The 24,919-nt window shown below is 45.0% G+C and carries 24 protein-coding genes; 10 read left to right on the top strand and 14 right to left on the bottom strand.

Translation table 11 applies throughout. The features are described 5' to 3' along the window. Nucleotides 1-45 precede the first annotated feature (45 nt). From DSM107010_RS20765 to DSM107010_RS20750, 4 genes are all read right to left on the bottom strand, one after another. A complete protein-coding gene (locus DSM107010_RS20765) occupies nt 46-459 on the bottom strand; it encodes a hypothetical protein (RefSeq protein ID WP_106166130.1) in 414 nt (137 codons plus the stop codon). Then, nucleotides 459-3,215, bottom strand: coding sequence for a heavy metal translocating P-type ATPase (locus DSM107010_RS20760; protein ID WP_106166129.1), 2,757 nt, complete (start codon nt 3,213-3,215; stop codon nt 459-461). Before DSM107010_RS20760 ends, DSM107010_RS20765 begins: the two co-directional genes overlap by 1 nt. 771 nt (nt 3,216-3,986) lie before the next feature. Continuing rightward, nucleotides 3,987-5,036, bottom strand: coding sequence for a DUF3102 domain-containing protein (locus DSM107010_RS20755; RefSeq protein ID WP_015155673.1), 1,050 nt, complete (start codon nt 5,034-5,036; stop codon nt 3,987-3,989). 47 nt (nt 5,037-5,083) lie between these two features. Further along, nucleotides 5,084-5,293: a hypothetical protein gene (locus tag DSM107010_RS20750; protein ID WP_127023805.1), complete on the bottom strand. Its 210-nt coding sequence runs from the start codon at nt 5,291-5,293 to the stop codon at nt 5,084-5,086. A gap of 620 nt (nt 5,294-5,913) precedes the next feature. Between DSM107010_RS20750 and DSM107010_RS38605 the strand changes: the two genes are divergently transcribed. The 3 genes from DSM107010_RS38605 (at nt 5,914) to DSM107010_RS20740 (ending at nt 7,365) form a co-directional block, all read left to right on the top strand. Beyond that, nucleotides 5,914-6,090 (top strand): hypothetical protein, encoded by a 177-nt coding sequence (locus tag DSM107010_RS38605; protein ID WP_158631828.1) that lies wholly within the window; start codon nt 5,914-5,916, stop codon nt 6,088-6,090. Nucleotides 6,091-6,639: 549 nt separating this feature from the next. Beyond that, a complete protein-coding gene (locus tag DSM107010_RS20745) occupies nt 6,640-6,975 on the top strand; it encodes a hypothetical protein (RefSeq protein ID WP_015155675.1) in 336 nt (111 codons plus the stop codon). A 186-nt stretch (nt 6,976-7,161) separates the two neighbouring features. After that, a complete protein-coding gene (locus DSM107010_RS20740) occupies nt 7,162-7,365 on the top strand; it encodes a Nif11-like leader peptide family natural product precursor (RefSeq protein WP_015155676.1) in 204 nt (67 codons plus the stop codon). Between the two features lie 665 nt (nt 7,366-8,030). Here the strand turns inward: DSM107010_RS20740 and DSM107010_RS39890 are convergent. Then, nucleotides 8,031-8,222 carry a hypothetical protein gene (locus DSM107010_RS39890; protein WP_127023803.1) on the bottom strand — a complete coding sequence of 64 codons (192 nt, stop codon included), beginning with the start codon at nt 8,220-8,222 and terminating at the stop codon, nt 8,031-8,033. Between DSM107010_RS39890 and cax the strand changes: the two genes are divergently transcribed. Further along, on the top strand, nt 8,212-9,312 hold the full coding sequence (gene cax, locus DSM107010_RS20730; RefSeq protein ID WP_041462524.1) for a calcium/proton exchanger: 1,101 nt from the start codon (nt 8,212-8,214) through the stop codon (nt 9,310-9,312). The two genes, DSM107010_RS39890 and cax, sit on opposite strands and share 11 nt — an antisense overlap. Nucleotides 9,313-9,424: 112 nt before the next feature. Beyond that, on the top strand, nt 9,425-9,652 hold the full coding sequence (locus DSM107010_RS20725; RefSeq protein ID WP_015155678.1) for a hypothetical protein: 228 nt from the start codon (nt 9,425-9,427) through the stop codon (nt 9,650-9,652). A gap of 187 nt (nt 9,653-9,839) precedes the next feature. Here the strand turns inward: DSM107010_RS20725 and DSM107010_RS20720 are convergent, their stop codons facing one another. Then, complete coding sequence (locus DSM107010_RS20720) at nt 9,840-10,028, bottom strand: hypothetical protein (protein ID WP_015155679.1); 189 nt, start codon at nt 10,026-10,028, stop codon at nt 9,840-9,842. Nucleotides 10,029-10,189: 161 nt separating this feature from the next. Then, nucleotides 10,190-13,051: a cation-translocating P-type ATPase gene (locus DSM107010_RS20715; RefSeq protein ID WP_106166128.1), complete on the bottom strand. Its 2,862-nt coding sequence runs from the start codon at nt 13,049-13,051 to the stop codon at nt 10,190-10,192. Between the two features lie 531 nt (nt 13,052-13,582). Between DSM107010_RS20715 and DSM107010_RS20710 the strand changes: the two genes are divergently transcribed. The 3 genes from DSM107010_RS20710 to DSM107010_RS20700 all read left to right on the top strand — a co-directional run bounded on the left by DSM107010_RS20710 (nt 13,583) and on the right by DSM107010_RS20700 (nt 15,650). Beyond that, entirely contained in the window at nt 13,583-13,804 is a 222-nt protein-coding gene (locus DSM107010_RS20710) for a hypothetical protein (protein ID WP_015155681.1), read from the top strand. A gap of 351 nt (nt 13,805-14,155) precedes the next feature. Beyond that, nucleotides 14,156-14,302 carry a DUF454 family protein gene (locus DSM107010_RS20705; protein WP_015155682.1) on the top strand — a complete coding sequence of 49 codons (147 nt, stop codon included), beginning with the start codon at nt 14,156-14,158 and terminating at the stop codon, nt 14,300-14,302. Between the two features lie 250 nt (nt 14,303-14,552). Then, nucleotides 14,553-15,650, top strand: coding sequence for a Get3/ArsA fold putative tail anchor-mediating ATPase NosAFP (locus DSM107010_RS20700; RefSeq protein WP_127023800.1), 1,098 nt, complete (start codon nt 14,553-14,555; stop codon nt 15,648-15,650). A 15-nt stretch (nt 15,651-15,665) separates the two neighbouring features. On the opposite strand, the gene DSM107010_RS20695 is transcribed toward DSM107010_RS20700, so the two are convergent. The 6 genes from DSM107010_RS20695 to DSM107010_RS20670 form a co-directional block, all read right to left on the bottom strand. Continuing rightward, nucleotides 15,666-17,114 (bottom strand): FAD-binding protein, encoded by a 1,449-nt coding sequence (locus tag DSM107010_RS20695; RefSeq protein WP_106169191.1) that lies wholly within the window; start codon nt 17,112-17,114, stop codon nt 15,666-15,668. A gap of 146 nt (nt 17,115-17,260) precedes the next feature. Next, nucleotides 17,261-17,845, bottom strand: a complete 585-nt coding sequence (locus DSM107010_RS20690) for a cupredoxin domain-containing protein (protein ID WP_015155685.1) — start codon at nt 17,843-17,845, stop codon at nt 17,261-17,263. Between the two features lie 198 nt (nt 17,846-18,043). Beyond that, on the bottom strand, nt 18,044-20,332 hold the full coding sequence (locus DSM107010_RS20685) for a heavy metal translocating P-type ATPase (protein ID WP_106169190.1): 2,289 nt from the start codon (nt 20,330-20,332) through the stop codon (nt 18,044-18,046). A gap of 35 nt (nt 20,333-20,367) precedes the next feature. Then, a complete protein-coding gene (locus DSM107010_RS20680; protein WP_015155687.1) occupies nt 20,368-20,562 on the bottom strand; it encodes a heavy-metal-associated domain-containing protein in 195 nt (64 codons plus the stop codon). 211 nt (nt 20,563-20,773) lie between these two features. Beyond that, entirely contained in the window at nt 20,774-21,814 is a 1,041-nt protein-coding gene (locus DSM107010_RS20675) for a FecCD family ABC transporter permease (RefSeq protein WP_127023797.1), read from the bottom strand. Then, on the bottom strand, nt 21,811-22,842 hold the full coding sequence (locus tag DSM107010_RS20670; RefSeq protein WP_127023820.1) for a FecCD family ABC transporter permease: 1,032 nt from the start codon (nt 22,840-22,842) through the stop codon (nt 21,811-21,813). The genes DSM107010_RS20675 and DSM107010_RS20670 overlap by 4 nt, the downstream gene beginning before the upstream one ends. 294 nt (nt 22,843-23,136) lie before the next feature. Between DSM107010_RS20670 and DSM107010_RS20665 the strand changes: the two genes are divergently transcribed. Both DSM107010_RS20665 and DSM107010_RS20660 read left to right on the top strand, forming a co-directional pair. Continuing rightward, the gene (locus tag DSM107010_RS20665; RefSeq protein ID WP_015155626.1) at nt 23,137-23,556 is read left to right on the top strand and encodes a XisH family protein; all 420 of its coding nucleotides are present in this window, start codon (nt 23,137-23,139) and stop codon (nt 23,554-23,556) included. Continuing rightward, the gene (locus DSM107010_RS20660) at nt 23,544-23,891 is read left to right on the top strand and encodes a XisI protein (RefSeq protein WP_106166836.1); all 348 of its coding nucleotides are present in this window, start codon (nt 23,544-23,546) and stop codon (nt 23,889-23,891) included. The genes DSM107010_RS20665 and DSM107010_RS20660 overlap by 13 nt, the downstream gene beginning before the upstream one ends. A 68-nt stretch (nt 23,892-23,959) precedes the next feature. Here DSM107010_RS20660 and DSM107010_RS20655 read toward each other — a convergent pair whose 3' ends face one another. Next, complete coding sequence (locus tag DSM107010_RS20655; RefSeq protein WP_106166837.1) at nt 23,960-24,919, bottom strand: iron-siderophore ABC transporter substrate-binding protein; 960 nt, start codon at nt 24,917-24,919, stop codon at nt 23,960-23,962.

Below are 24,919 nucleotides of genomic sequence, written 5' to 3'. Positions count from 1 at the left end.
GAGGTCCGTAGAGACGTTGCGTGCAATGTCTCTACGGACATTAAACTACGTTGGTTGTGGAACAACACGACTAGCAAGGTGAGCAATGACATGACTATTCCACCACTCCATTGCTCTTGCTTGCGGGTTGTCGCTGTCGTGCCAACCACAATGTTCGACATGGATCGATTCGGGTTCGGCAGCGTGCGCTCTTTCGAGTTTTTCCGCCGTCACCGCGATCGCCGGTATGTAGCCAATGTGGGTGAATGAGTAAATATAATACTCGCCATTTTGATTTTTGTAGGCGGCGTGGTACTCATTCAGCGTATGGTGAGAGTCATGCTTGGCATCGGCATCTGCTAGGTTGCGTCCGTCCCATGCCTCGGCAATTAACTCATCGTAAGCAAGAGCGCGATCGTAAGCAGCGTATACGTTAGAGTCGAACTTGGGCTTTTCTCCCAATTGAATTTGTTCAAACATTAGCGCACTCCTGCTGTAACTAGCTGTTCTTGCTGGGCGTTGGAGTTGTCGAATTCAACCGTGTAGAAGTATCTCGAACCTGGTTCGTAGAACCATGCAACACCTTCTGGATCTTTGGTCATGCTCCATTCAACGAAATCAGTTCTCGATCTGCGGTATGTCAGGGTTTGAGGAGACATACCCAAACGTCTTGCTAAGTCGCTCTGCTTTAAATGACCTAGAGGTGATGGTTTCTTCGACATTTCTAGCTCGATCGCCGTTTCTACTGCTGGATGCTTGCCGTTACCATTGCCATTGCCGTTTGTATAGTGTCCGTTGCCATTGCCGTTTGTATAGTGTCCGTTGCCATTCGTTTCAGGCGCGATCGCTACACTGACTTCCTCAGCAAGCTGCGGTTTCGACTCGACAATTGAAGTTACAATGTCTTCCTTAGCTGGCTGTGGTTTCGACTCGACAATTGGAGTTGCACTAACTACTGGAGTGGATGTTTCTGACGGAGCGGCGATTGCTTCTTGAGGTACTGCCTTGGCTCCGGTGAGGGCGGGAATTTCCATTCCAGGTCCCATCAGCGGACGCAAGCCATTCAGTTCGGCAAGGATAGCCGTACCGTTGTTGATCACAACAGCAAGTAGTGGATCGAGGGCGAAGAAGATACCTGAGACCAATGCGCCAAGGTTAGGAACGGCAACGATCGCCGTGTTTTGCCAAATGATATCCATCGCCTGTCTTGCTGCCTTAATTGCCATCAGTAAGCCGCGCAGGTCGTCTTCCATCAACACGACATCAGCGGTTTCTCTAGCAATATCCGTTGCACCAGCAAATGAGATCGAAACATCGGCGTAAGCGAGTGCGGCTGAGTCGTTAATTCCGTCACCGCAGAAAGCAACTGTCTTGCCACTGTCATGCAGGGACTTCACAACTTCGACTTTGCGCTCTGGGAATGCTTCAGCATAGATGTTGTCGGGATTCATGCCCAAGTTACCAGCAACGGCTTTCGCGACTCGCGATACGTCACCACTGAGCATGTAAGCAGTAATACCCATGCGCTTCAATTCGGCGATGACTTCTCGACTTTCTTCGCGAGCTGGGTCGCTGTAGCGGACTACGCCGATGAGTTTGCCGTCGCCTGCAATGTAAACTAGAGATTGTCCGCCGGATTTAGCATCGGGATACCTGCGATCGTATTCATCCAGAGAAACGTTCTCTTGGTTCATGAAGCGCGGACTGCCGACGATGATTTGCATTCCGTCGATTTTGGCTGCTGCACCCAGACCGACTTTGTATTCCCACTCTTCGCATTCTTTCAGCGCTATGCCTTTATCTTTGGCGTTATGGACGATTGCCTCAGCGATTGGATGCGTTAGTCCTTGTTCGGCGGTTGCAGCCAAGCACAAAACATCATCTTTAGTAAAGCGATCGTCCATGATGTCGATGTCGTTGACACCAGCATGACCGACAGTTAGGGTTCCCGTTTTATCGAAGACGACTGTATCGATGCGGGCAAGAATTTCAATGGCTCGACCACTGCGGATCAAGACACCGTTACGAGCTGTGTAAGTCAGAACCGATAAGATCGTGGTCGGTACTGATACGCGAATGCCCGTACCAAAGTCTAAAGTTAACAGAGCAACGGCACGATTCAGATCGCCACTCATTAGACCGACACCAGCACCAATTGCCAGAGTGGGAAGAACGGCTTGGTTGGCTACCATTGCCGCATAGTTTTCAACTCTGGTATCGTGTACTGGCGCGGCTTGCATTAAGTTGACAATCACGCCTGCGCGAGTGTTGTTACCGACGCGCTCGGCATCAATTGTTAATGTCCCGTCAACTAATAGGGTGGAAGCAAATACTTCTTCACCTTCGCGTCTGGTAACGGGGACTGATTCACCTGTTAATTTGCATTGGTCGATAATGCCAGTGCCGCTGATGATACTCCCATCAACCGGAATTTGGTCGCCAGGATAGACGATAATGCGATCGCCTACTACCACTTCAGCTGTGGGAATTTCTACTACTTGTCCGTCACGAATGACGAATGCCGTCTTACTCAAACAGTCGAGTAGGTCGAGGTTAGCTCTTTCGCTACCGCGAGCTGTCAAGTCTCGGATCGCCTCACCGCCTTCGACCAAACCGAGCATGAACGATGGTGCAAAGTAGTGACCTTGCAAAGTATGCAAGCTCAGTGCCAAACCATCGAGAAAGTCGATTGTCAATTGTCTGTCTTGTTGGATTGCTTCCCAGGCTCGTTTAAAGACAGGGATAGCACCGACAAATACTACGCCAGCAATAACAAACCCTGGAATTGGTAAGCCTATCATCGCGCCTACAGAGAGTGCTAAACCAGCCGCAGGAAAAGCTAACCGTTCTACGAAGTCTACTTCGTTACTAGCTTTTTCCTCCTCTGTTTTTGGTGTCCATCCTATGGGAACTTCTACTTGCGGCGCTGTTTGAATTGCACTGAATAGCTTTTCTTGAACGATCGCGATCGCTTTGGCACTAGCTTCGTAGTCATACTCTACAGTCAACGAGCGAGAGGCTGGGTTGAGTTGAACATCGCTGACAAAATCTAGCCCGTCAACTAAGTAATGAAGCTTGCCGACATATTCTGGATCGTCTGCCAGTCTGGGGATGCGAATCCGAAAACGTCCCTCAGTCCAGTGAACAACTTGGTAATGGATGTTTTCGATTTGAATCGTTGGTTCAACCGCAGCAACCGTAGGAGTCAAATCATTAGTAACGCTTGTAGCAATCATGACAAACAGTTATCTCCAAAGTGGCTGACAAAACACAAAAATTTAGTTAGTCCAAACCCTGGCTAATACCTTGCATTTATCCTGCAATACTGAGTTTGCTGAGGCTTGCTAATGAATGGGGCGGTAAAATCCACAATTCACTACGATTGCCCGCATACCAAACCACACAATTGTGAGGCATTACTTGCCAGATATAAGCTGTATGGGTAATTTTTAGACCTTGTAGATGTCAAGCTGAAACCTCTACTAACTGAGGTATTCGCAGTTGATAACAACTGGATGCTGCCCCGATCCGTCAGCTCACCAGGACGAATAGAAAATATGGGCGATCGACAAAAATCAGACATTGACCTCGCGTTATAGTTCAGCTTCACAGTGCTACAGCGAGTGCATTTAGAGTTCTTCTAAAGCTTACTATGAAATTTCCAGAATAAACAGAAAACTTTTGTAAACTACAATTAAATCGATTGATTCGACTCTGAAGCCTGCATTAGTTATTGGTTCGATCCCGCGTTTGAACAAGTTATAGCTTTAATTTGATTAGCTTTTAGGCGATCGCTTCACTGAGAGTTCAGCGGAATTTTTTTGGCGATCGCCCTCACTCACGCCACAGAATTTCTGAGAATTTTCTCGTTTCTAAGCTGCGTTATGTTAAGTAAAGCTAAAAATATCCTGAAATTTTGCCATTTTTAACTCTTTTTTGTAACTTTTGCTTCACGTAACGTTAGCCAAATTAACTTCCATCTCCTGAATTCTGGCTTCTGACTTCTTTCACAAACTCACTTCTTTCACTTTCGTCTCGCCTTTCTTCCAGCCTTTCTTCCAGTAAGAAACGATCTCATGTACTTGCTGGCGATCTGGCTCTACCAAGATTCCCCGCCGTTCAAATCGATTCAAAACATCTAAGATTTTAGGAAAAGGCAAATAACAAATTGCGACTGTCTCTCCCACTTCCGTATAGAGATCGAGTAATGCCTCTAAAGTGTTTTCCAGTAGTTCGGAATTCTTACCTTTAGGTAAATACCGCGTGGCAATGATCCGCGTATCTGCGGGAATATCTGTCTGCCAATTGGGAACTGGCGGAAAAGCAAGCAGAAGTTTTAGCTTTTCTGGCAGCCGTTGACGGAGTGCAGGAGAATTTGGCTCGTCGCAATATAAGATGTGATCTTTGGCTAAGTGCCAGCAAACTTCCGGCTGGCTAGTTGAACTTTTCCTGTTCCTACTTGCTTGGTTGGGAGATAAACGCGCTACAGTGTTAGGCTTTGTTTCAACGATCTCCACTTGGGGGGATAATAGCGATGTTTGTGCCGAAACTGCCTGATGACTGCTCGGATCGGTTTCGCTAACTGTGGATTGAGCTTCTAACTTTGGCTTTGCCGAAGAAACCTTGTATTTTTTTTTGAGTGCTTTCGCTTTCGAGTAGGTAATGCTTTCCCCCGATGCAGCTAGGGCGATCGCTTCTTCTATCGCTTGTTTTGAAGTTGACGGCGCTGCTAGCTCGTACATTGCCGACGGAGCAAATTTATCAATTTGATAGATTTGGCTACCAAAGCGATCAGCAACTTGCATGAATCTCGCCGCAGTTGGATAGCTCCAATGAAATTCTGCCTCAATCCAATCAATAAAGCGTCCGTGCTTCAATTTGTCTTTTACGGCATTAAGCTTCTGCCCGATTTCGATAATATCTTGGGCAGTGCGTTTCACCAGGGCTTGGATTTCTCCCGTTTGCTGTCGCACAAATTGAGAGATTTCTGCTTCTAGCTCTGTATAATTAAACTCTTTTCGAGCCGCGTCGATTACTGAGACTGGCATTCTATTCATTTGTTAAAACCCGCTATCAATATAGTTTTGCCAGATATTTATCTTTTTTACTTCAAAGAAAATTTTGTTTCCTCTGCCTTTGGACAGGCATGTGTTGCCTCCCTACCATGACTATTATATTCAGAATAGGCATAGTTGCAACTTCGCGATCGAGTAACTTTATCTAAACGGCTTTGAATTGATGAGTGTAGACTATTCTTGCTAAGTTGCACCGACTTCACCAAGTCAGGCGATCGCACGAGTAGAGATACAGACAAAAAGCCTACCTACAGTGAGAGAGAGAAACATAAAGTTTTAGAAATTTTATTGCTAATTGTTTTGTCCAGCTAACACTCCGGGAAGAAAACTTACTAAGTCTTAGTCTATCGTTACTATAAGAGTTGCTTTGTCTACTCAAGATTTTTTTTAAGACTTTGTTTAGATTTAGTATAAATCGCAAATTTCAATTTTATACATTGATTTCACTAATATATTCGATTGCAAGCAGTGATGAGTCAGTTTGCTTAGAGGGTGTGTTATGGGTGAAAACAAGCTTGTAACGCTTACTGCTAGCTGCTTGGATAATTTCAAGCTAGACAGTTGTATATATAAAATTCAATCCAAATAATCAGAAAAGATGACGGATTTTAGTTGATTAATATCTCTCAAATCGACAAAATTGTTTGATAATTAAATAATTGTCGAACAGAGCGATCGTACATGTTAATTATAAACAATATCACTCATAAGCAGGAAAAAAGAAAAACAATAATTTAGCTTTAACTCATTCATTAGCTTTGCCAAACCACTAGTTCATGGAGTTAGAATTTCTGACTTTAGTTAGATTACTTGTTAAATAAATCAATTTAAAAAATAATACTAAAGGAGGCAAAGTCAGATGGAAGCAGTAATGTTTAAAATTTACACTAGACCAGATAAGTTTAGCGAATTAGTAGAAGTTTTAAAAGATCGTGGATTAAAAGTTGTTGTTAGCTATAGAGCCGATCGCTCGGAAGAATACGACGAAATCCTCGTATATCAAGGCTTAGACGATATCGAGCTGCAAAATGAATAGAGTGAAAAACACGATTAAGTGACGGATAGTCTGAAGCTGAAGAACAGTTGGCAGCGATCGCATGTAAAGTTATTGAACAGTTCAAATTTTTCAATTGTTTTGAATTTTATCGATCGCTCAGGTACGTGGAGTTACTTTTCAATAACAGATGTTCTAAGATTTAATAACTTAGATTAAGAAAATTAAACTATAGTATTAACTCAGGTTCAATTAACTTTTTTAAAAATCTTTGAAGTAGTTCAATTAGATTTGTGTTATTCCTGCTATCATCAAAATTGAGTTTTAGAAGCTACGTAGGGTGACAGAGTTTGATTGAGTGCAAATACATTTTGCTCTTGTGACCCAAATTCAGAGATAACGACTGTCTTTCGCACTCAGCGCGATTAGCAGCTGTTGGTTATTAGTTATCTGCTGTCGGTCATCGATCTAGGCAAATAGCTAATAACGAGTGACAAATAGCTTTAGCGCGATCGCTTCCCACGATAGGCATGAGGTAGTCGTTGCGTCCGGTACGAGTTGCAATTGTTCTTTTTTGGAAACTGAATCAACATGCTTGAACTAGAAGCTTTATTGCTAGGACTAGAACCGTTAACAGCAGCAGGGATTGGTTTAGGAGCATTAGCCCTAGCACCTGTAGTTGGTGTCGTAGGTTCTGCTATGGGAGGGTCTAATTCAGCTGTAGGTAATTCTTTGTCAGAGTCATCCAAATCCTTAGCGAAAACCGGTATGGTTTGGATGTTAGATGCTTATGACAAGGCTCAAAGTACCGTAGCTGAAGCATCAGAATCTTTTCAGGACTTGGTGGCGGAAGCCAAAACTGACTTGAAAAAGAGTAAAGCCAAGCCCGAACAGAGTTCAATTCCGCATCAAGTGGAAATTGGCTAAAAAAGGACTGGGAGACAATGGAATTCGGAATTCGGAATTCGGAATTCGGAATTCCGAATTTGTAATTACTCTCTGCTTGGGTAAGGGCGGGTTTTGACTCCAGATTGACGCTGGGAACGGTGAATCTGCTTGCTACCCCCCCCTACCACTCTTAATTCACAATCAATGACCAATGACCAATGACCAATGACAAAACAAATAGAACAGTTTCATCAACTGGTATTGCAAGACTCATCGCTCAAAGAAAAGCTGAAACAGTCAGGCGATCGCGAAAGTTTTTTAAATCTAGCAGTGGAACTAGGCAAACAGAACGGCTATAGCTTCACTTACAGCGAAGTCAAAGCATACATATCTCAAAATCTGCTGGCGATCGCCCAGCAGTTCTTATAAATGTCAGAGGTTGAGGGAGCGAATTTTTGGCAATCCCTCAGCTTATCCTCCAAATATATTTGAAAGTCACAACTTCGCAAATTAAATAAATTGCAAACAAGTAATAGTTATATTTTCTCACTTTATATAGTTAAAAACTTGACATCTGAAAATTTGGAAATCTGTCAATTTTTACCTCACGCTGTTTTACATAAGTTTAGATATTTCAGATAGTTTGCTCATCGATAAAGTCCAATTTGAAAAGTTTTAGGGGATTTACTACATTAGAGCTAAATCCTTGCAGGGCAAGAGATAGCAGCTTTTTTACATGTGTCTATAGAAGGATAATTATTTTTCTTTATTTGCACTTAACAAAAATTTTAGATTTTTCTAACGAGTTTATTGTACATTTAAAGTCAAGTGCATTTAGAGTTTCAAAGCTGCATCATTACCTTCGGGTCGATTGCAGTTTCTTAATTCATTCAAATATCCAATATCCAAATCAAGTGTCGCTCTAGTTGACGGTACTGAACAGCAATGGCAGTGCCTACTATCTCGATTGAATAACCTGTTCTACAAGCTGAGAAATGAATTAAAGAGATGGCTGTTGCACAACATCAGCTTCTTGCTTAGGTGTGGTAATTGAAAACGGCTGTAGATAGGTTTGCCAAGAATTAAACTCGCCCTTACATGGAATGAGGTTGGGCTGGGTGTCGCTTGAAAAGCAGCCAAGCAATCTCCGCAGGATTAGGTATGTGAGATTGCCCCATCCCCTCCAAAGCACAATAGACTTTTGGAGCCGGAATAATGTCAGTATCAACAAAACCAGACAGACCCACTGCGGGGAAAGTGGTGTCGCGCCGAACGATGTCACGCAAGGATGCGTTCTTGTTACGTATGCTTGTGTTCGTTCCTTTGGCACTGCTGTTTAGACAACTTGGTTTACCACCATTAGTTGTTTTTGCTACAGCAGGCTTAGCAATTATCCCTCTAGCAGCATGGATTGCTAACTTTACAGAGGCGATCGCTAACAAAATTGGTTCATTTCTAGGTGGTCTACTCAACGTCACCTTTGGGAACGTCACCGAAATAGTCGTCTCAATCGTTGCCCTGCAAGCGGGTATGGTTGAGGTGGTCAAAGCGAGTTTAATTGGCTCAATTATTGCTAACCTTTTATTAGGTCTAGGATTCGCATTTATCTTAGACGGCTTGAGCTTCAAAAGACTAGATTTTCAGCACAACATCAAACGAACGACTGTAGCGCGGATCAATTCTGGTTCGCTCAATCTGGCAGTTGTATTTATTTTGATGCCCGTAGCGCTCAAATTTACGACAAGTTCTAGCCATCAACTCGCCAATGCCAATCATTTTTCTTTTGTAGCATCCATACTGTTACTAGGCTTCTACGCCATGATGCTATTTTTCTCGATGAAGACTCATAGATTTATGTATGAGTTGGAGGAAGATGCCGAACCTGAGAGCTATGGTAGCGAAGCTACAGGACAAAAGTACGATCTGTGGATACATGTTGGTTTGCTCTTAGGTTTTACGGTTGCGCTGTTATTTGTCTCTGAAGTACTAGTTGATAGTTTGCAAGAAGCTGTCTCTAGTCTCGGTTTGACTAGTTTATTTACAGGTGTCATGCTACTGCCGATTTTCGGTTCAGCAGTAGAAATTATTACCTGTGGTATGTGTGCCGCGAAGCAAAAAATCGATCTGTCTATTTCCATCGCCCTCGGTTCTAGCTTGCAGATCGCCATGTTTGTAGCTCCAGCGTTAGTTCTAGCGGGACAAGCAATGGGGCAACCGATGAATCTAGCCTTTGATACATTTGCAGTTTTAGCAGTTGGTGTAGCTGTACTGATGACAAACTCAGTCAGTACGGATGGTAAGTCTAATTGGCTAGAGGGCGTGTTGTTGCTGATGACCTACACAATGCTATTAACAGCTTTTTACTTGCATGACTGAATCAGGATTCGGTTATCAGTGACTGGTGATTAGTGACTAGACCAATAACTAATGAATCTAGCCACCAGCCACCAGCCACCAGCCACTCACTACTCACTCTCAAGAGGTAATCATGATCGAGCATCCAGACTTTTTTAACGTGCGTAAGACCGCGATCGCCCTTGCAGTTGGTCCCTTGGCTTTTCTGCTATTACTGATTGGAATTGATTTTTCCTCGCATCAGTGGCAAGTATGGCAAGCAGATCGCTCATGTATCAAAGTTGCAAGTTCTACTGGAGTCGTACAACCCAGTGGAAATCATTGTTCGCCTAACCAGGTGCAGTATACGAGTCAAAAATAACGAAATACACGCTCTGTAGGGGCGTACATCTGTGCGCCCCTACTTACCTAAATCGAAAACTATGAACCATCAGTAGAGACGCACAATTTTGCGTCTCTATTTCGTGTCTCTATTTCGTGTCTCTACTGTGCTGTCTTTCACGAAATCCCTCCCTGGGAAGCGGGAGGGAATAAAGACGATCGCGGTTTTAAGAATATGCTCTGTGGCTGCTCAGTAAAGCGATGAGCTGAGTTACAGCCTCTCGCATCCATTCAACTAGAGTAACGGCGATCGCCTCTCGCATCCATTCTGCGATCGCCGCGATCGCTAATTCCGCAATCCAGACCGCGATCGCTTCAACCAAAGTTTCAGTCACAAATGAGATTAACCAAGTCATAATCAGGGGTTAGGAGTTAGGGAATAGGGGTTAGCAGGAAATGGTAGGGGCGGGTTTTTTGAACATTCCTGTGAAAGAACAAACAATTCTGCGGTTAAACCCGCCCTTAAAGTGAGTTACAAACAAAAAATGAGCAATGACAAATGAGCAATGACCAATAACTAACTATGCTGCCGAGATCTTTGCCAACGGATGAATAGCTTCTCTAGCTCGATCCAAACAAATACCAAGGAACTGAAGCCGAAACAAATCAGCAGTTCTATGGGTGGTATGTAATGGGTGCTGAAGAAACTACGCAACGGTGGAACATAGATTAGCAGTAGTTGTAAAAGAGTGGTCAAGACGACTGAAATCAGAATATAGGGATTAGAGAACGGATCGACTTGAATCGCTAAGCGGGTGTTAGAACGAATCGCGATCGCGTGTCCCATTTGCGCTAGACAGAGGGTGGTAAATACCATTGTTTTCCAGCGGTCTGCGCTCAATCCACCGCCTTGAACTGCCTGGGAATGGTGATAAGCCCAAACCATCAGTATAATCGTCACGATGGCGAGGATAATCCCGATCCGAATCATGTACGAACCCAGTCCTCGCGCAAAGATATTTTCTTTGGGATTTTTGGGGGGTTGTTGCATGACAATTGGTCTACCTGGTTCGACAGCCAGAGCTAGCGCCGGAATTCCATCTGTCACTAAATTCATCCAGAGAATTTGCAACGGTGAAAGCGGTACTCCTCCCAGACCTAATAGCGGTGCTGAAGCAATAGTTAAAACCTCTCCTAAGTTACTACCTAGAATGTATCTAATAAAGCGACGGATGTTGATGTAAACAACTCGTCCTTCTTCTGTCGCCGAGACGATTGTAGAAAAGTTGTCGTCTAGCAACACCATATCGCTAGCTTCTTTACTGACATCCGTACCTGTAATGCCCATTGCTACGCCAATATCTGCCTGTTTGAGGGCGGGAGCATCGTTGACTCCATCCCCTGTCATGGCAACAATTTGGTTTTTGTGTTGTAGCGCTTGGACGATCTGTAATTTATGCTCTGGCGAGACGCGGGCGTAGACGCTGACGCGATCGACGTGTGCCTCAAGTTCTGGCATACTCAATTTTTCCAGCTCTCGCCCTGTCAGTACTAAATCTCCTGGGTGAGCAATCCCTAGATCCTCAGCTACTGCTTGAGCAGTCAGTTGGTGATCGCCTGTAATCATCACAGGACGGATACCAGCAGTACGGCACTTAGCCACGGCTTCGCGAACTTCGGGACGGGGTGCATCCAACATTCCCACTAAGCCCAACCAAGTTAAATCGTTCTCTGAGGTTTCTTCCGAACCCTCTGGGGGAATACTTGCAATTGCTTTGTAGGCAAAGCCCAGAACTCGTAACCCCTTACTGGCATACTGGTTGTTCCGGTCGAGGATGTTTAGCCGGATCTCGTCAGTCAGCGGTTTGATGCGATCGCCCGTTTGAATATGAGTGCAACGCTCTAAAGTCAGTTCGGGCGAACCTTTGGTGAACATCAAATAAGGATGGGCGGTGAGCGGTGAGGGATGAGAGGCGAGGAAGTTCACTAAGTCCTCGTTTCTCACTTCACAGATCGTACTCATGCGCTTGCGTTCTGAGGAGAACGGAAACTCAGCAATTCGGGGAAACCAGCTCGATTGCTGGTCTTTTTCTAGCCCTGCTTTACCTGCTAAAGACAACAGCGCTCCTTCGGTCGGATCTCCAAGGATTGCCCACTCGCCTTTATCTCTTTGCAATATGGCATCGTTGCAAAGTACGCAAGCTAAGAGTAAGGCTTGCAGTTCCGGTTGGTCTGGCGCTGAGACGACTCTATCTTGGTGGCGAAACTCGCCAATGGGGTCGTATCCTTCGCCCGTGACTCGCAGAGAATTGCTAGCTGTTGCAACTGCCTGGACGACCATTTTATTTTGAGTCAGCGTCCCTGTTTTATCAGAGCAAATTGTGGTGACGCTACCAAGAGTTTCTACAGCTGGGAGTTTGCGGATCAGGGCGTTGCGCTTCACCATGCGTTGAGTTCCCAACGCCAGGGTAACGGTGATCACGGCAGGTAGCCCTTCGGGAACGACAGCAACCGCCATACTGAGCGAGACTTTCACGAGGTTCTCGAAATTACTCATGGTTGGCGTGTGGAGCATTCCTAATCCCACCACCAACAGTACTAGAATCATCGCCCCCGTGACTAAGGTATTGCCCAGTTGCGCCATCCGTTTTTGTAACGGTGTGGGTTCGGCTTCTACCGATTGCAGTGCTGTAGCAATTTTCCCTAGTTCAGTCTTCATTCCCGTCCCCGTGACGAGGACTGTTCCTCGCCCTTGGACGACCTCCGTACCTTCGTAAACCATATTGACGCGATCGCCTAATACGGTATCATCTGGTAGTTGGAGCGTGGCTTGTTTATTGACGGCGTGAGCCTCTCCTGTCAAGGCGGCTTCCCGAATTTGCAGATTTGCAACTTCTAAGAGGCGACCGTCAGCAGAAATTTTCACACCCGCTTCCAGTAACATTACGTCCCCTGGAACCAATTCTTTAGAATCGACTTCCACGGTTTTGCCGTCGCGCAGAACTCGCACTTTGGGCGAAGACAAGCCTTTTAAGGCAGCTAAAGCCTTTTCTGCGCGACTTTCTTGAATATATCCCAGCAACCCGTTCAGAACGACCACTACGCCAATCGCGATCGCGTCTTTAAACGGTATTTCTCCTGGTTGTTTCGTACCGAACACATCTAAAATTGCTGAAATGACAGCAACTGCTATCAACATCAGCAACATGATGTTTTTGAATTGGTCTAGGAGGATTTCCCAACCACTACGTCCTCCTGTTTCCTGTAATTCGTTGAAACCGTAGCGTTGTAATCTTTCTTCAACTTCAGCGGAAGTTAAGCCGGAGGTGCGATCGCTCTGGAGAACATCTGTGGCTCTCTCAGCTTCCAGAGTATGCCAAGCGTAAGACTCTCCGGCAGGCTTAGCCACTGCTAAGTCTGTGCCAGTGCTTGAAGACATTATTTTACTTCTCAAAAACTCAGGAATGCTCTTATAACCTATATCATTTAACTATATGCCTTGCATACCCTTAACATGGTTAAGTAGTGTGAACTTGGATGAACAAGAGTGAGTCGTGAAGGATTCTCATCTAATGACTCACTACGTTTCTTGGGTGCTTGGCTGCATCGCCATAGAAACAAACTTATCAATTTGATAGATTTGCAACTTTGCATTTGTGTGAAGTTGCAAATCTATCAACACGAGTTTGGAAACTAGAGAAAAACTGTGCTTACGGCTCCCCACTACTCATTGTAAAAAGTTACATTGATTACTATAAGTTAATGTAACGTTAGGTAAAACTGAACATTTAAACCTTTTATGTTTTATTCGTAATACTTTACGATGAAAGATAACCTTTAATGCTTAGGAGATGGTATTTTTATATGCAAACCATTGGTTTAATTTAATAGCTGGCTCAGGTACGCATAGACATTAAATTTGGCTAGATTTCAGCGCTTGGCAAAAATTATAATCTGATTGAGAAGAGCTGTGGGAAAAAAAGACGATCGGAACTACGTGCAAATCAGGGGTCATGTGCGAAAAGATGTAGCACGCCGCTTTAAGCAGTTTTGTTTAGATCGGGAAGTAGACTATAGTGAAGGACTAGAAACAATTCTTAGTGCCTTTTTTACGACGGATACGCAAGTAACTAGCAGCGATCTCGATCGCCAAAACAATTCAACTCACTTTCACTGTTACGAACAGCATTGATAATTATCATTTATCATTTGTGAAAGACCAATCTTGTTATTGGTCATTTGCCATGTGAGATAAACTAATGACAGTCTTATGAGTATTTTATGACTCTGTTGAGGGTTGGAATTACAAATTATTCTGTCTTTTGTTTCCTGTTCTTTTCAGAAAAAAGACCGCTAGCAGTTAGCACTTACTAAAAGCAAAACTTTGTAGAGCAAACATAAGAGGTGAAATGCTAAGAAGAGTAAAGATTGTTGCTATCATCTGCAATTTTGATGCACAGTAGTAACTATTACATGGTAGTGTAAAAACTACAAAACTGAAGATTACTAGACTGAAAACTATCAAGATATCACTCAAGTCAATATGCTCAAGCAAATCAAGAATGCAGCTTTAATTGCTGCGGGTACACTCTGCGCGGGTATAGGTGTCATTGGTGTTTTATTACCTTTGATTCCTGGTACTCCCTTCTTATTAGTAGCAGCAGCTTGTTTCGGCGCGATCGAACAGTAAATTGAGTCAGTTGTCAGTTGTCAGCGTAGAGACGTTACATGTAACATCTGTACGAAGTTATCAGTTATCTCTCATCCTATTTTTGTAGGGGAGGGTTGAACTAAGTTACTTATTTGCTGTGAAGCTTTCGCTCGATGCACTCTTGTAAATCCCTCATTTCGGAAGGGCGAATTTAACTAGAATACCTGCACTTAGCAATTTTTTGGTAGACTCGCCCCTACAATTCCCTATTAGCAACGGGATTGATTCAATGAGCAGAATAATTACATTTCTGGGCGATGGATCTAGAGAACGGACAACGCTAGCAATTGCTACTGCAAAATGGTTTGCCCGACAAGGTAAAAGAGTTTTATTGGCTACCTATATTAATCCCAGTACGGAGCTACTTTTAGAAACTTCTTTAAGTACGCATCCTCAAAGCGTTGAGAGTCATCTGCAAGTCGTACAGTTACAAACAACTGTACTGTTAGAACAGGCTTGGGATGAAGTCAAAAAACTTGTTTCTACCTATTTACCAGATTCTTTTTCCGAACAAATCTATCCTGCCGAATTGATTATACTACCTGGATTTGATAGTTTTTTAACTTTCAATGCCCTACGACAATACTATCAAAGTGGTAGCTATGATGTCATTATTTATAGCGATCGAGAAAATTTAGAGATACTGCGTATGCTAGGGATTCCTAGTGCTTTGGATTGGTATTTTCGGCGCTTTCACCAAATATTTGCAGATCTAGATATTAGCGAGATTGCTAATTCAATTGGTGGTCCATTGGCTGCGGCAATTCTTCACGCTAATATCGATCGCCAGAAAATGCAAGAAGGACTGGCTCAAATTCAGCATTGGATCGAGCAAGGAGTGGCAGTGGTTAACGATGGAGGTCAGTTAACAGCCTATCTCGTGACTAACGATACACCAGAAGCGATCGCCGATACTCGCTGGTGCTGGGGCAGCGCCCAACAAATTAACCTCACTGTCAGTGGTGTTTTAGCGTATCAAGATCGAGATTTGAGTAGAGAAGCTATACAGTCGGCTTTTACCCCATTAGCTGTCCATCATATCTCTACTTTGCAGGAGAGGAATTGGGAGGCAATTATTCAAGAATTGCCAGATTTTAACGCTACTATTTCCGTGACACCACCGCTCAAAATCGACCTCGTTCAGCGCCAAGTTCTCGTTTTTTTACCAGGATTTCATAAAAAACAAGTTAAGTTAACGCAGTCAGGTGCAGAAATAGTTATTGAAGCTGGCGACCAAAGGCGACAGATTGTTTTACCACCAGAGTTGAAAGGAAAATCTGTACAATCTGGTAAATTTGAGGAACCGTATTTAGTAATTTCTTTTTAAGCGCGATTCGTTGTGCTAGAAAATCCCCTGGCTGGGTGTTAGCAGATTGTCGGGATCGTAGCGGCGCTTGGCGCTGACTAGCCTACCCCATACTGGATAAAAGTGCTGTCTCCAATCGGCTTGAGAAAATGGAACGGCATCAATCGGGTAGCGATATCCACCAGTGTCGCGGTTGCGCTCGAAAAACGTGCGGTTATCAGCTAGCATTTTGGCGATCGCGCTAGCATCAGGTGGTGCAGTGCGTAGAATAGCAAACAGGAACACGACTGCCTCATCAGGAACTCGAAACAGCGGTAGCCTCAAGCGGTCTGTTGGCACGGGATACAGTAGCACTGGACCCTGACCCGTATCTGCTAAAGTCAAGTCAGATACGATCTCGCCGACAAAGCGATCGACTGCTGTTGCTGGGACGAATAAATCTAACCAAGGATGCGGATAAAACCATACTCCACTTTCCTTTAAAAAAGCTACAGTTGGAGCTAACCGATTCGCAAAATCAAAGTAAGACTTATCTTCAATCTGTTGAGTCCCCTGAGTGTAGCTTAACCCAGCAAGTAAACTGCTATTGTCTGGTTCATCTGGCGGTGTATAAAAGCTAGCTGCCTCCAACATATAACGCCATCCACCACTAGCATCGGGTACGACTTGACCTTCTACGTAGTCAAATCGTTTTTGGGCAATTAGCCAGCGCTGGTCGTGCGTCAAAGCAGCCAGATCGTTGTAAAACAAGAGAAATACACGGCTATTTTGGGCAGACGGAATCAGGCGAACTGTTGCCCTGACGATAATGCCACATTGACCCAACCCTGCCAGCACTGCTTCAAACAAATCGCGATTTTGGGAGCGAGAACAAGTTTCTAGGTTGCCCGCACCCGTGACGACTTGAAGGGATAGGACGTTATCCACCTGCACGCCATAACGATGACTCCTGCCACCGATCCCACCAACGGCTAAAGTGCCACCCACGGATAGCTCGATGTAATCTGTCAAGACGGGGGGTGTCAGTTGTCGCTCTAACGATGCCAGGAGCAGTTGGCTCCATAATACGCCTGCATCTACTTCTGCCCCCTCTGCATTCATAGTATGAATCGTATCGAGCGAACTCATATCAATAACTATCCCCGCCTCTATGAGCGGTTGACCGTAAGTGGAGTGCGCTTGACCGCGTGCAGCAACTTTCAGCTTGTGGCTGCGAGCAAACCGGACAATTCTCACGATGTCCTCAACCGAACCTGGTTTGAGTACAGCACTTGGATAACGACGCACCAGATGACCGAAATCATCAGCGGCAGCATTGCGGGTGGCAGAATCGGTGTAAAGTATACCGTCCAGGGGTGGCAGAGATTCAAACTCAGATGCAGCACTGGCGGATGTGACCCACGATCGCATGGCAGGATTGAACCCAATAATAATCGCACTGGCGATCGCACCTTGCAAAACTTGACGGCGTGAAGCATTCTTCATCCAGCATCCCCTGAACTAGCGTTTGACAGACCGAAATTCTTTTGCTCAATTAGAACTTCTTCAAACTTAAATGATAGTATTTCTCATTGAAAGCAATAAAATTTGTGTCGGGCTAATGCATGATGAGTTCGAGCCGTTCAAAGCAGTTATTTGACAGTAGTAGATGGGGCAACAGGCGTTAAGCTGGCAACAAAAGTAGAATCGGCAGGTTGAACTTCGATGACTCCTCGAAACATATTCATGCCACAGGTGAAAGTATAAGTCCCTGGTTTGTCCGGCGTAAACTCGATGGGTGTGACTTGGTTGAGGGGGAGATTCTGGGCGATATGAAAGTCAGGAAATCGGATTTCTTCGAGGCAACTGCTAGGATCTGTACGGTGGAAGTTGAGTCGGACTCTTTGACCTGCTTTTACCACAACTCGACTGGGTTCGTACCCACCATCAACAGCAATCTCGACTGCCTGAATTCCTTGACTCGTCTTGGCTTTGTGTGACTTAGGCTTGCTGAGCAAAAACCACCACAGTTCTAGTCCAATTAATCCCAAACCACTAACTGTAACGGCTCCTTTCAACCATAGCGGTTGTTCGATCCGGTGGAACTGACCCTTCTGCTCTATTTCGGAGCGTTGCATCCCTTCATGAGACATTTGTGCCACTGCTTGTCCCGAAGCAATGCCTAATGCCAATCCTATACTCGCAATACCACCTACGATCGCAGTTTTGCTTACCATTGAAAACCTCCTATACAACTGCTCCTGGCTCCTAACAAAAATCTAAATCCTGCTAATACCAATTGACTTTTTAACTACGGCAGAAAGATCCCCCCAACCCCCCTTTTCAAGGGGGGCTATAGAAAATCGTCTCTAACATAGCTTGAGTGAAATGGTATAACGTCCGCAAAGAATGTCACTTTCTTCAGCATCATGAATTTAGCGCCCAGTTTTCGGATGGAAGTTACGCAGACGCAGTGCATTTGTCACCACTGAAACAGAACTAAATGCCATTGCCGCACCTGCAATAATCGGACTGAGCAACCAACCAAAGAAAGGAAAGAGAATACCTGCGGCGATTGGAATGCCAGCCACGTTGTAGATGAAAGCAAAAAACAGATTTTGTCTGATATTACGAATCGTGGCACGCGAGAGTTGAATTGCCGTCACAATACCTTGTAAGTCGCCGGAAATCAACGTAATATCGCTAGCGGCGATCGCCACATCCGTTCCCGTACCAATAGCAATTCCCACATCCGCCTGCGCCAAGGCTGGTGCATCGTTAATCCCATCGCCAACCATTGCGACAATTTTGGGAGTCGTGAATCGTTTTTTGCTCCCCTGCTGCTCTAATTGCAGAGACTTAACAACCTCAGCCTTTCGATCGGGACGAACTTCTGCCATGACTCGGTTAATCCCGACTTCCCGCGCAATAACTTCCGCCGTGCGGCGGTTGTCACCAGTCAGCATTATTACCTCTAATCCCATCTGTTGCATAGTGCGTACAGCAGCAGCAGAAGATGGTTTGACGGCATCCGCAATTCCCATAATGGCTTGGACTGTGCCGTCTACAGCAATCCAAATGACTGTTTTACCGAGATACTCCAGTCGATCCCACTGTGGCTGTAATTGGCTAGTGTTAATTCCCAATTCTTGCATCCAGCGCTGCGTGCCAATTTGTACGAGGCGATCGCCTACGTATCCTTGCACGCCACTACCTGCAACCGCTGCAAATTCTCGTGCGTCAGTCAATTCTACTCCTTGAGAAGAGGCGTATTGCACCACCGCTTCAGCCAAAGGATGTTCTGAATTGCGTTCGACAGCAGCAGCTAGGCGCAAGAGTTTTAGCTCGTTGCTATGTGCCGTACCGTTCACCGTGACAAAATCGGTGACAGTTGGCTTACCTTGCGTAATCGTACCCGTTTTGTCAAGCACGATCGCTTGCAGTTTGTGCGCTAGTTCCAGGCTTTCTGCACCTTTAATCAGAATGCCATTTTCCGCACCTTTACCTGTTCCTACCATAATTGAGGTTGGTGTAGCTAAACCCAAAGCGCAGGGGCAGGCGATAATCAACACTCCAACGGTGGTAATCAATGCCATCGTCAGGTTACCCATGATGTTAAACCAGATGACAAAGGTAGCGATCGCGATCGCGATGACCGCAGGTACAAACCATCCCGTCACTTGGTCTGCCAACCGTTGAATCGGTGCTTTAGAACCCTGAGCTTGCTGTACGAGCTTGACAATTTGCGCCAAAAATGTATCTTTACCAACTCGTGTCGCCCGAAATTTAAAGCTGCCAGTTTTATTGATCGTAGCCCCAATCGCTTCATCTCCAGGCTGCTTTTTCACAGGCAAGCTTTCACCCGTCACCATTGACTCATCAATCGTGGAGGAGCCATCAACGATTTCTCCATCCACGGGAATCTTTTCCCCAGGACGAACTAGGATGATATCCCCCACTATGACTTGGGCAATCGGAATATCTACCTCGCGATCGTTGCGAATGACACGCGCTGTTTTTGCCTGTAAGCCAATTAGTTTGCGAATTGCTTCTGAAGTTTGTCCCTTAGCGCGATTCTCTAGAAGTTTTCCCAGCAAGATTAAGGTAATGATGACAGCGGCGGCTTCGTAGTAAACGTCTGGGTTCAAACCCTGAGCGATAAACCACCCAGGAAAGAAGGTGGGAAACAGGGAATATAAGTAAGCCGCACCCGTACCGATCGCCACTAGAGTATCCATCGTGGCTGTATGGCGCTTGAAAGCTTTCCAGGCATTGACATAAAAGGATGCACCACACCAGAACTGCACTGGAGCCGTGAGGATCAGTTGCAGCCAGGGATTGTGCAGCCACATGGGGATGAAGGGGATAGATAACCCCGTCATAGCAGGCAACGACCCAATGACCAGCACTGCACTAATAATCCCGCTAATCCAAACCTTACGAGTCAAGTCGCGATTTTCTACCTGCCGCGTCCGACGTTCGGCATCGTCATCTGCTGCCAACACATCTTCTTGCATCGGCTGAGCGGAATATCCGGCTGCGTCAACCGCATTTTGCAGTGTCGCCACATCTGTTTTGTCAGGATCGTAAGTAACTGTAGCTTGTTCTGCACCAAAATTAACGCTGGCATGACTCACCCCAGGAACAGAGCGAATCGCGGCTTCAATGTTGTTAGCACAAGAGGCACAACTCATGCCTTTTAGTTTCAGCGTGATGTTATCCATATGGCGATTACTTTTTATTGGTAACCAATTGCTGCTTAAGCCGCAGGATAGCCTACAGCAGCGATCGCATTTTCAATTTCTGCCGCCGATCGCTGCGTCTCGATACTAACCATTTTTGTTTTCGGATCGGCTTCTACTTTTGCCGTTGCATCCACCTTCTTCACTGCTTGAGTTACAGTATCGACACAAGCAGCGCAAGCGAGTTTGGGAACTTTGAGCTGGATTAACATTTGCTCAACTCCATAACGTGACTAAATCTATTGTGAATTCTCTAGTTAACTAGAGAGTCAAGGGGAGAAAAATTTCGGCGTTGCATAATATGAGGTATGAATTGAGGTAAGTATCAACTCATATCAGTGTCTTTCTTTGGTGCGGCACTCACCGCCTTATGGTGAGCGGTGAGTGCCGCACCAAATGCGTAACTCCTGCCTTTCATCAGCTTTATTTTTGCCGATGGCGAATTAATAAATAGAGAAAATAAGGAGCGCCAACAGCCGCAGTCACCACTCCACAAGGCAGTTCGAGCGGTGCAAACAAAGTTCGTCCGAGCAAATCTGCCAAAATGACGATCGCTCCTCCTAACAATGCCGCAGTTGGAATTAACCCTTGATGGTTTGTCCCTACCAACTGTCTACCTAAATGAGGTGCGATTAAACCAACAAAGCCAATCGTGCCAGCAGTGGCGACTCCTGCACCCGCTAAGGCTACACCGACTAACACCAGCATTCCGCGCTGCCATTCCACGCGACTACCTAAACCTTTGGCAACATCATCTCCCAAGTTCAATGCATTCAAATGTCTGGAATTTGTCAACGCTAGCGGTACGAAAATAATTAACCAGGGTAAGAAAGAAAAGACTTGTTCCCAAGTTCGTCCGTAGACGCTGCCAGCCAACCAAACTAAAGCACTACTCACGTCATCAATTTGCCCGAAGGTAATCAGCAAACTAGTAAAAGCACCAGCGATCGCCGATAAACCAGCGCCGATTAAAATTAACAGAATCGGCGAACTACCGTTGTTCCAAGCCAGCGAGTAAATTAAAACAGCCATTAGTAAAGCACCGGCAAAAGCTGATAAGGGCAAGGTGTAAATGGGTGCTGCCGGAAATAGGACAATAACCGTCACGGCTGCCAGACTTGCCCCTGCATTGATGCCAATAATACTAGGGTCAGCCAAAGGATTGCGGGTCAAACTTTGAAAGATCGTGCCGGAAATGGCAAATGCTACACCTACCATCAAAGCAACCAGCGTGCGGGGTAGACGTAGGACGTTAATGACGAAATTATGGTCTGGGTTTCCCGTATCCAAACCCAACAGAGTTTTAACGATATCTAACGGCGCGATCGGATATTCACCCCGTCCTACATTTATCACCATCCCCACCAAGGCGATCGCCCCTAAACACAGTAGCACTGGTGGAACGCGGCGATCGAGTCGAAAGGAGAGCGACTGCGAGCGGATGACTAGCCAATCCAACTTCATTTTTTCACCTTTGACTTAGCCAAGTAGACAAAAAAGGGAGCGCCAACTACTGCTGTCATCACCCCTACAGGTAATTCTTGCGGCTTGAGTAAGACACGCGCTGCTACATCTGCAACCAAGAGTAAAGTTGCCCCTGCAACTGCTGCATAAAGTAAAATCCAACGGTAATCGGTGGGAATAAAAAATCTCACCATGTGAGGAACGACTAAGCCGATAAAGCCAATTGGTCCGGCTAGCGCCACCGAGCTTCCTGCCAGTAAAACCACGCCGATCGCCGTAACAATCTTGACCCAAGCAGTCTGTTGACCTAAGCCTTTTGCCACATCTTCACCCAGGCTCATTGTCGTAATTTGTCTACCCAAAGCAAATGCGACGATTAAACCCACTCCAAGAAAAGGTAATACTTGCCATAGAATCTCAGTATCGCGTCCTGCCAGCGAACCAGCTAGCCAAAATCTAATTTCTTCTAGGGTTTGTTGGCTGACAATTAAGATTGCCGTAGTCAGAGAAGAAATCAAAGCCGTCAGCGCCGCACCTGCTACAGTGAGATTCAGTGGCGTAGCTCCTCCCCGTCCTAGAGAACCGAGAAAGTAGACTAAAATTGCCGTGACTGCTGCACCTAGCATGGCAGCAAGAGTTAAAACGCTCAAGCTAGAACTGCCAAGCAGAAAAATTGTCGCCACTACAGCTAGTGCTGCTCCCGACTCAATCCCTAAAATTCCTGGATCTGCCAAAGGGTTGCGCGTCAAGCCTTGCATTAACGCTCCCGCTACTGCTAGGGAAGAACCGACAAGTAGAGCAATGAGCGATCGCGGTAATCTGACAGTCTGGACGATTAAATGATTGTAGGAGCCATCAAAGGCAGTAAAAGATGCCAAAATCTGAGCTAGAGGTATTTCTGCTGCGCCTAAACTGATGCTGTACAAAAAGCAAACGAGCAGGATTGCTAGCCCGACGATTAGACCAACTAAGGGCGATAGTTTGGGCTTGTTCGCTCCTTTAGGTGAGCTGGCGATCGCTTTTGACATTGTCAATTTTTGTCATTGGGAATGCGTAGTTTGACTTATCGAGCTAGAATTTGAACGCTAATTGCCAACTATTGACAATAATTGTACAGATAAATGACACAAAGAGCGTCAACTACTTCCAGGCTGCACCTGCCAAAGACTAGCATAAATGCCATTCCGTGCTAGTAAGTCTTTGTGATTCTTGCTCGATCGCCTTGATACATCACGTAAATGCAATGACTGTAACGAATCGTCGTGTTGTTTGAAACCTCTGTGATAGGTTAAAAGAGGAAATTTTAAGTTCGATCGTTTGTCGTGGCTGCCAAAGAGCGTTTTCATCAAGTTGTTAAGACGGCTCTTGTTAAGGATGGGTGGAATGTGACTCACGATCCGCTTCAGATTAAAGTAGGCAGTGTAGAGATGGAAATCGACTTAGGAGCAGAACGATTACTCGCAGCGGAGCGAGGAAGTGAAAAGATTGCGGTTGAAGTCAAAAGTTTTCTAGCTAGTGCATCGGCAATTTCAGAGTTTCATACAGCACTGGGGCAGTTTATTAACTATCGAGCAGCACTGCGTCGTGAAGATCCCGATCGCGTTCTCTATTTAGCCGTACCCGATTTTATCTATAACAGCTTCTTTCAACTTGATTTTCCAGTTTCAATGCTGCAAGAAAATCATGTGAAACTGATTGTTTACGATATTCAAATGGAGCAGCTCGTCCTATGGAAAAATTGACAGATAAATTAACGCATTATCAACAAATTGTGCAGCAACTACTAACGGGCTATGCCCAAAGTAAGCCTGCTTACGGCGAGCTTGAAGTTGAAACTATTTTTGATACCCAGAGAAATCATTATCAAATTGTGCATTTGGGTTGGCATCATAAGCGGTGGGTACATCATTGTGTAATGCATCTCGATATTCGGAATGAGAAAATCTGGATTCTCTACAACTCAACGGAGCATGATATTGCAGATGATTTAGTAAATTTAGGCGTGCCAAAGCAAGATATTGTGTTAGGTTTTTATCCCCCTTTTATGCGTGAAATGAGTGATTATGCAGTGGGTTAAAAGTAGAAGAATTAAAAGCGCGATCGCTTCTATTTGCAGACAAACAGAGTGCGATCGTCGGGCATAGTTTAAGGTGTGTTGACGAGGTACTTTTCTAGATCGTCGAGGATAGCATTAATTGCGTAAATATCTGAGCTATGCCAGTGTGTGCCGACAAGATAAACTTTATTTTTTTGAACGACTTCGAGTTGTGACCATAAAGGACTTTGTTTGAGCTTATCTAATGTTTTCTTATCGTCTTCTCTTTCCCAAGATGCAAAAAAAAGAACATCTCCATCAAGATCTGATATTTTTTCCTTGGATATATTTTCAATATAGAAGAAATCCCCTCTCTGCGAGCTGGGACGTTGCAGACCAATATCCTTCAATACTGACCCAGAGAAATGCTTTTTTCCATAAGACCAAATGCCATATTCTGAAGATGTATTGGCAATAGATACCACCATAGTTTTACGGCGATCGCCCAAAGCTTGCTTCAGTTTTTCCACCCGTTGCCAATATTTATCTATGAATTGCTGGCTCACTTCTTCTTTGCCCAAAACAGTAGCAAGTTCCTCTAAGCTCTCCTGCCAGGGGGGTGAAGGAAAGGGGGTATTGAGTACTACTGTAGGGGCAATATAAGACAACTGTTTGTAAATCCCTTTCAACTGGGAACCAGAAATGATTAAGTCTGGCTTAAGTCTCAAAATCTTTTCTACACTCGGGCTAGAATAATCGCCAACAGATTCTACTCGATTTACCTTACCTTGAAGATATTTTGGTATAGGAAAGCCCGTAACATAAGCCGATGCAATAGGACGGATACCTAACGCCCAAGTATTTTCAAAACTATTAAGAGTTACTACCTGTTGAGGATGGCGAGGAATGCAGCTGCTACCCATGATATGTTGCACGGTTCGGCAATTCTCAACAGGCTGTTTATCGCTAGCAATATTAGGATCGTGAACTATATTACAAGCCGAAACCAATGTTACCATCGAGATTCCCAAAAATACTAGATAGGCAAAGCGGCGTAAACAGATTTTCAT

It is taken from the genome of Chroococcidiopsis cubana SAG 39.79, assembly GCF_003991895.1.
Lineage (GTDB): Bacteria > Cyanobacteriota > Cyanobacteriia > Cyanobacteriales > Chroococcidiopsidaceae > Chroococcidiopsis > Chroococcidiopsis thermalis.
Note: the sequence above shows the minus strand (reverse complement) of the source record. Positions and strands in the feature narration are given on the sequence as shown.

What these genes read in the sequence shown, in the direction of transcription:
- DSM107010_RS20720 (WP_015155679.1), bottom strand. Translation starts at nt 10,028, where the DNA reads ATGACTTGGTTAATCTCATTTGTGACTGAAACTTTGGTTGAAGCGATC.
- DSM107010_RS20675 (WP_127023797.1), bottom strand. Translation starts at nt 21,814, where the DNA reads ATGAAGTTGGATTGGCTAGTCATCCGCTCGCAGTCGCTCTCCTTTCGA.
- DSM107010_RS20760 (WP_106166129.1), bottom strand. Translation starts at nt 3,215, where the DNA reads ATGATTGCTACAAGCGTTACTAATGATTTGACTCCTACGGTTGCTGCG.
- DSM107010_RS20705 (WP_015155682.1), top strand. Translation starts at nt 14,156, where the DNA reads ATGCTCAAGCAAATCAAGAATGCAGCTTTAATTGCTGCGGGTACACTC.
- DSM107010_RS20660 (WP_106166836.1), top strand. Translation starts at nt 23,544, where the DNA reads ATGGAAAAATTGACAGATAAATTAACGCATTATCAACAAATTGTGCAG.
- DSM107010_RS20715 (WP_106166128.1), bottom strand. Translation starts at nt 13,051, where the DNA reads ATGTCTTCAAGCACTGGCACAGACTTAGCAGTGGCTAAGCCTGCCGGA.
- DSM107010_RS20765 (WP_106166130.1), bottom strand. Translation starts at nt 459, where the DNA reads ATGTTTGAACAAATTCAATTGGGAGAAAAGCCCAAGTTCGACTCTAAC.
- DSM107010_RS20670 (WP_127023820.1), bottom strand. Translation starts at nt 22,842, where the DNA reads ATGTCAAAAGCGATCGCCAGCTCACCTAAAGGAGCGAACAAGCCCAAA.
- DSM107010_RS20690 (WP_015155685.1), bottom strand. Translation starts at nt 17,845, where the DNA reads ATGGTAAGCAAAACTGCGATCGTAGGTGGTATTGCGAGTATAGGATTG.
- DSM107010_RS20695 (WP_106169191.1), bottom strand. Translation starts at nt 17,114, where the DNA reads ATGAAGAATGCTTCACGCCGTCAAGTTTTGCAAGGTGCGATCGCCAGT.
- DSM107010_RS20655 (WP_106166837.1), bottom strand. Translation starts at nt 24,919, where the DNA reads ATGAAAATCTGTTTACGCCGCTTTGCCTATCTAGTATTTTTGGGAATC.
- DSM107010_RS20745 (WP_015155675.1), top strand. Translation starts at nt 6,640, where the DNA reads ATGCTTGAACTAGAAGCTTTATTGCTAGGACTAGAACCGTTAACAGCA.
- DSM107010_RS20685 (WP_106169190.1), bottom strand. Translation starts at nt 20,332, where the DNA reads ATGGATAACATCACGCTGAAACTAAAAGGCATGAGTTGTGCCTCTTGT.
- DSM107010_RS20680 (WP_015155687.1), bottom strand. Translation starts at nt 20,562, where the DNA reads ATGTTAATCCAGCTCAAAGTTCCCAAACTCGCTTGCGCTGCTTGTGTC.
- DSM107010_RS20725 (WP_015155678.1), top strand. Translation starts at nt 9,425, where the DNA reads ATGATCGAGCATCCAGACTTTTTTAACGTGCGTAAGACCGCGATCGCC.
- DSM107010_RS20755 (WP_015155673.1), bottom strand. Translation starts at nt 5,036, where the DNA reads ATGAATAGAATGCCAGTCTCAGTAATCGACGCGGCTCGAAAAGAGTTT.
- DSM107010_RS20740 (WP_015155676.1), top strand. Translation starts at nt 7,162, where the DNA reads ATGACAAAACAAATAGAACAGTTTCATCAACTGGTATTGCAAGACTCA.
- DSM107010_RS38605 (WP_158631828.1), top strand. Translation starts at nt 5,914, where the DNA reads ATGGAAGCAGTAATGTTTAAAATTTACACTAGACCAGATAAGTTTAGC.
- DSM107010_RS20700 (WP_127023800.1), top strand. Translation starts at nt 14,553, where the DNA reads ATGAGCAGAATAATTACATTTCTGGGCGATGGATCTAGAGAACGGACA.
- cax (WP_041462524.1), top strand. Translation starts at nt 8,212, where the DNA reads ATGTCACGCAAGGATGCGTTCTTGTTACGTATGCTTGTGTTCGTTCCT.